Raw genomic sequence first — 5,197 nt, forward strand, 5'->3', positions numbered from 1 at the left:
ACCGCCCGCTGTGTCCTCCAGGTACTCCAACGCCCAGGTCGAGTCGGCAAACAGTTCTCGGTTCAGGTCATGGATGGTGAAGACACGTCGGACCTTCTCCAACGTCGGCTGGTCGACGGACCTGGGCTTGGGTAGTACAGCACCGACCGTGGACGTCGCCGCCATCGCGCGGAGGAACGCCGGCCGCTCGGAGAGCAGGTGCGTGATGATCAGCGTGGTGACCTGCTCGCCAGCGGGGAACCGTGTTGTGATCTGCCGGAAGAAGGCTTCCAGTCGCGCCTTTTCAGGACTCTCCACTGCAACTCCTCCTGGTGTCCCGGTGGTTATGCCGCGCGGCCGTACGCGGCGGTCTCGGCGGTCAGCGCCTGCATGTGGGCTCGCATGCCGTTGTGAAGGTCGACCTGGGGCTGCCAGCCCAAGACCTCATGGGCACGGCCGGGGTCGGCGCGGGTGGTGAGGACGTCGCCGCTGCGGGGGTTTTCCTGGTGAAATTGGATCTCGCGGCCTGAGAGGCTGTTCGCGATGTTGATCACTTCCAGCAGGGAGGCGCTCGAACCACCCCCCACGTTGATCACTCCGCTGGCGGTCGGGATCGTGGCCGCGGCGATGGTGGCGGCGACCGCGTCGTCGACGTACGTGAAGTCCCTGTGCTGGTGACCGTCTCCGTACAGAAAGGTTGGCTGCGGCCGTGGGGTCGGTGGCCGGGTCGCGGCGGTCGACGCCGACGACGACGGCGCCGGCCTGGATGAGGGCATGGGCGAGGTGGGAGCCGATAAAGCCAGCGGCGCCGGTCACCACGGCCCGGCGGGGGACGGGGGTGGTCAGGTGGGATGCGTGCTGTGACACGGAGTTCTCCAGAAATCCGAGGAGGGTGGTGGTTCAGGCGAGCCGGGCGAGAACGGTGCGGCCGTGGGCGCTGAGGGCGAGATCGTCCTGCTCGTGTCCGCGGACCAGGGCGGTGACGGCCTCGATCGCGCCGAAAGACTCCAGCAGTCGCTGTTCGGTGTCGTTCAGCGGCGTTCCGTATCCGGCGAAGAAGGCCATGCGGAGGTAGGGGGCGGCCTGCCAGCGGCGGAATTCGAGCCGGGCGAAGTCGCGGATGCGGGCGTCCCGGCGCATGTGCTCGAAGTCGCACATGCCGAAGGCGTCCCCAAGGAGCCAGTTTCGCGGCTGGTAGTCGAGGTGGCACACCGCGCTGTCCATGAGCGTGTTCGCCAGGACGTCCGCGCTGTGGCTCATGCGGTCGCGTTCGGCCGTGGAGATGAGGCTGGCCCGGTCTGCACGGACGATCCACTCGCCTAGCCGCTGGGCGAGTTCCGTGCCGACGGCGCCGGTACGCGGTACCGAGGTGGCGTGATGCAGCTTACCCAGCACGCGCCCGGCCTCGTAGTGAGCCTGCTCCTCCTCCGGCGACCCGGGCGCGACCGTATCCGCCCGTACGCCGCGCACCGCGGTGAGCAGCAGGGTGCATGTTCTGTCCTGCTGGCCCACCACGCGGGGGACGTGCCCGATCAGGTGAGCTCCCCAGGCGAGATAGGCATGGAGTTCTCGGGTGTATCGGTCGCGTTCGCTGTGCTGCTTGGCGAAGAACTCATTGCCGTCGGCGTCGACGAGACGCAGGACTCGGGGCGGGAGAGTCGGATCGTGCACGATCCGGACCGCTCCGAGCGCGCCGCGTGCCAGGCTCAGGCGCGGATCATCGGACAGCGTGATCACGCGACAGCCTCCTGCGCTAGAGCGGCCAGGTGCTCAGTGTCGTTGTGACGGTCGAGCATCCACCGTCTCTGTCCGAGCCGGTTGAGGTGGTGTTGCCACCGGGTGATGGACCCGTGAGAGACCGTGAACCCGGCCGGAGATCCGAGCGGGATTCCCAGGAGCAGGGTGTGGGCGGCGATCACGGTCTCGCCGTGCGCGGCGAACAGGATGCGCTCACCCTCGTGATGGTCGATGAGCTCCCGTAGGAGGCGGCCTGCCCGCTCCAGGTAGCCGTTCCACGCGTCGGATCCAGCAGCCCAGGGCCTGTCCGGGTGGGCGTGCGGCCCGCCGTCGGCGGCGGTTTTCACCTCGGCCCAGGGTCTGCCGTCGGCGGCACCGTGGACCGGACCGTCAAGGCGGTCGTCGGTGGACATGGGGAGGTTGAGAGCCTGGCTGATGATCTCGCCGGTCTGGCGCAGGCGGAGACGCGGGCCGGCGTACAGGGCGTCGAACGGCTTGTCGCGGTGCTCGGTGGAGAGGCGGAGCGCGACCCGTTCGGTCTGGGCGTATCCGCGGTTGGTAAGCCCGGTGCAGGTGCGCGGGCCGCCTACCAGGCCGTCGACGTTGCACTGGGCTTCGCCGTGGCGGACGAAGACGAGTTCGGTGGTGATCATGCGGAACCTCGGGGGCAGGGTCGGGGCGACCAGCTGTAGCGGTAGCCGTTGCGCCCGGCGTACGGAGCGGTCAGCACGGCGTGCAGGGCGAGGAAGTCGTCGAGCCGCTCGCGATCCGTGATGCCAAGCTGGGGGTCGTGGCGTACGGCGGCCTCGTTGTAGGCGCGCAGGGCCGAGTCAATGGTTGGAGCCGGCAAAGGCCCGTACGTCAGGACCAGCGTCGCGATCAGTTTCGCCAGGTCGTAACCCATCGGCGCCAGCGTCAGATCGTCGGTGTCGACCGTGTAGATCTCGTCGGCCTCGGTGATGATGAAGTTTCGCGGGTTGCTGTCCTTGTAGAAGGCGGTCGGCCCCTCGGCGGTCTTCTCCAGCAGCGTCAGCAATGCGTGCAAGGCCCCGCGGTCCGGCAGGTACCCCTGTTCCAGCCTTCTTCGCAGGGCAGCCTGCCGGGGACCGATGTAGTCGCCGAACGCGATGCCGTCACGGAAACGGTGGGGCCTGTTGAGCGCGGCCGGCCGGAGGTCGGTGGTCCAGGCGGCCCCGTGGACATCGCCCAGCAACCCAGCCAGGGCCGACAGGTCCTCGGTCCGGGCAGGACGGCCGTCGATCCACCCGTATGTCAGGCTCGTCGGCCCCACCACCGTCAGCGCCGGAAGCCGCAGCGGCGGTGCGTGCTCGACGAGCCAGGCGTGATGGCGGGCTGCCGAGGCCACCCGGCCGGGTGTCTCGTAGTGCTTGGTGAACTGGCGAACGCTCACGACCGTCCTCCCCCTGACTGGGCCACCACGAAGGTGACGAGGGACTTGGTGGTGAGGGGCCGGTCCGGCAGGAACTCATGCAGTGTTGCCGCGAGCGCGCCAGGATTGCCGTAAAGGCCCGGGGCAAGGTCGTACTTCGGGTTGGTGGCCAGGTACTCCGCCACGTGGTCGTGTCCGTCGAAGGTGAAGCGGTGTTCCTCGTGCTCCACAGCGAGTACGTCGAGCGACACGGCGGCCAGGTGGGCGAGGTTGTCGCTGTGCGCCGAGACGTACAGACTCTCGTGTTGCTCGGCCCGCGGGTCGAGGCCGGCGGCAGCGACCAGCTGGTCCATCTCCCGGTAGCTGTCGAGCCCCTTGGTGACGAGCACGGCCAGCCCTCCCGGGGCCAGCACTCGCTTCATCTCCGCGGCCACCGTCTGTGGCTGCGGTGAGTGGTAAAGGCAGAAGGCTGCGACGGCGACGTCGAACGACTGGGCAGGCAGCGGCAGTTGGTGGAAGTTGTCCAGGAGGAAGCTGACTGGGACGTCGGGGAGCCGTTGGGCGCGGTGTAGTGCCTGCTCGATCAAGGCCGGAGCCGCGTCGAGACCGAGTACCCGCTGCGGCCGAAGTTGCTGGGCCAGGGCCAGACTGCTCGTACCGCGACCACAGCCGACGTCCAGGACCAAGCCAAGCTCGTCTGCCCGCTCGTGGTGGACGCGCACTAGGCGCACGATCGTGTCTGGTACCGGGCATCCGGAGGTTTTCGCCCGCATCAGGGCATTGGACCGGCCGGCCAGCCGCGAGGCGTGCCCGTACAGCTCCGCTTGCCGCGCGGGGTCCAGGAAGGGGTTGGCGCCGCTCATGCCGCACCCTCCCCTCGGGGGCGCGGAGCGCTCAGCGGTGCTCCGATGCGACTTTGCGCAGCCAGCGGTGCGTCTGTCGCCGGTTGCGCAGCAGCACCACCTCGGCACGGCCCGAGGCGAATTCCTCGATCTTGGCCATGACGCGCGGGCGCATCTTGCGGCGGTACGTCGCCACGTACTTGATCACGCCCCAGTGGATGCGGTTGTGCACCCCGTTGCCCTTGTGCCCTGCCCCGTGCCGGATCTGGCGGGAGAAGATCCCGTACAGCGCGGCCACGGTCGAGACGTCCATGAGGACCACCGTGTCGCAGGCTTCGAGCCGGATCTGCAAGGTGGAGTTGTAGTTCCCGTCGATCACCCACTTCGGCTGCGCGACCAGGTCCCGCTGCAGGGCGGCGAACTTCTCCATGGGCAGCGCGTTCCACGCGTCGTCGTAAAACGCGGCGTCCAGGTGCGTGACCGGGGCATCGAGGATCCTGCTCAGCTCGCGTGCCACGTAGGACTTGCCGCTGCCTGCGCAGCCGACGATGGCGACCTTCTTCATGGTGCTCCAGCGTAGAGGCGCTCGGGTGCCCGGTCGGACCGGCCGATCGGACACGTTCGGATGATCCAGGTGCCATGGTCTGGAAAGGCAGCTGCATCACGCCGCTCCCCGTTCCACATTTACGGGGCTGGCGGCCGTGTTCAGGACGGCTTCCAACGCGTCTACCTGCCGACTCAGGCGGAATAGGTCCAGGCGGTCCAGGCAGGCCGCGATCAGGTCCGCGTGCTGCTGGGTGCCGGCGATCCGCTGGAGGTGGGCGAGCCGCTCGATCACCTCGCTGCCGGAGCTGACGATCAGTTCCTTGGGCACGAAGCGGTCCGCGTGCAGGATGTCGGCAGGGGTGAGCGGCAGGCAGCCGGCGAGGACGGCCTCGAAGATCCGCTGCGTCATCTGCCCGACGACGGCGTACCGCTCCGGCAGCATCAGCACGGTTGCCAGAGACCTGCCATACACGGCGTGGACCGCCTCGAAGGGGAGCCTGCCGAGAAACCGGACGTGCGGCCAGCGATCGGTCTTGGTCCACTTGCCCCCGACCACGTGATCGAAGCGGGCGGCGGCCGGCGCGAAGAAGCGGTCGAAATGCTGGTCGCGGTCGTACTGATTCCCGACGTACCCGAGGACGAGTTCCCTGGGCTTCTTGGCGAGCACGATCGGATCCGCCTCGGCGAGGAGACGGTCGTCGAC

The 5,197-nt window shown here is 68.5% G+C and carries 6 protein-coding genes and 3 pseudogenes; all 9 read right to left on the reverse strand.

Going from position 1 to position 5,197, the window contains the following annotated elements; translation table 11 throughout:
• Positions 1 to 297, reverse strand: a pseudogene (locus tag ABZ646_RS39390) (adenosylhomocysteinase); the annotation flags it as partial.
• A gap of 26 nt (positions 298 to 323) precedes the next feature.
• Positions 324 to 755, reverse strand: a complete 432-nt coding sequence (locus tag ABZ646_RS39395) for a GDP-mannose 4,6-dehydratase (RefSeq protein WP_360530391.1) — start codon at positions 753 to 755, stop codon at positions 324 to 326.
• Positions 727 to 846, reverse strand: a pseudogene (locus ABZ646_RS39400) (NAD-dependent epimerase/dehydratase family protein); the annotation flags it as partial. The pseudogene ABZ646_RS39400 and the gene ABZ646_RS39395, both read right to left, overlap by 29 nt.
• A 33-nt stretch (positions 847 to 879) precedes the next feature.
• Positions 880 to 1,716: an aminoglycoside phosphotransferase gene (locus tag ABZ646_RS39405; protein ID WP_360530394.1), complete on the reverse strand. Its 837-nt coding sequence runs from the start codon at positions 1,714 to 1,716 to the stop codon at positions 880 to 882.
• Positions 1,713 to 2,369: a histidine phosphatase family protein gene (locus ABZ646_RS39410; RefSeq protein ID WP_360530397.1), complete on the reverse strand. Its 657-nt coding sequence runs from the start codon at positions 2,367 to 2,369 to the stop codon at positions 1,713 to 1,715. Before ABZ646_RS39410 ends, ABZ646_RS39405 begins: the two co-directional genes overlap by 4 nt.
• On the reverse strand, positions 2,366 to 3,127 hold the full coding sequence (locus ABZ646_RS39415) for a phosphotransferase (protein ID WP_360530400.1): 762 nt from the start codon (positions 3,125 to 3,127) through the stop codon (positions 2,366 to 2,368). Before ABZ646_RS39415 ends, ABZ646_RS39410 begins: the two co-directional genes overlap by 4 nt.
• Entirely contained in the window at positions 3,124 to 3,969 is an 846-nt protein-coding gene (locus tag ABZ646_RS39420; RefSeq protein ID WP_360530403.1) for a class I SAM-dependent methyltransferase, read from the reverse strand. Before ABZ646_RS39420 ends, ABZ646_RS39415 begins: the two co-directional genes overlap by 4 nt.
• A 31-nt stretch (positions 3,970 to 4,000) precedes the next feature.
• Positions 4,001 to 4,513, reverse strand: a complete 513-nt coding sequence (locus tag ABZ646_RS39425; protein ID WP_360530406.1) for a topology modulation protein — start codon at positions 4,511 to 4,513, stop codon at positions 4,001 to 4,003.
• 96 nt (positions 4,514 to 4,609) lie between these two features.
• Positions 4,610 to 5,197: pseudogene (locus ABZ646_RS39430) on the reverse strand (hypothetical protein); the annotation flags it as partial.

The organism is Streptomyces sp. NPDC007162 (assembly GCF_040634175.1).
Lineage (GTDB): Bacteria > Actinomycetota > Actinomycetes > Streptomycetales > Streptomycetaceae > Streptomyces.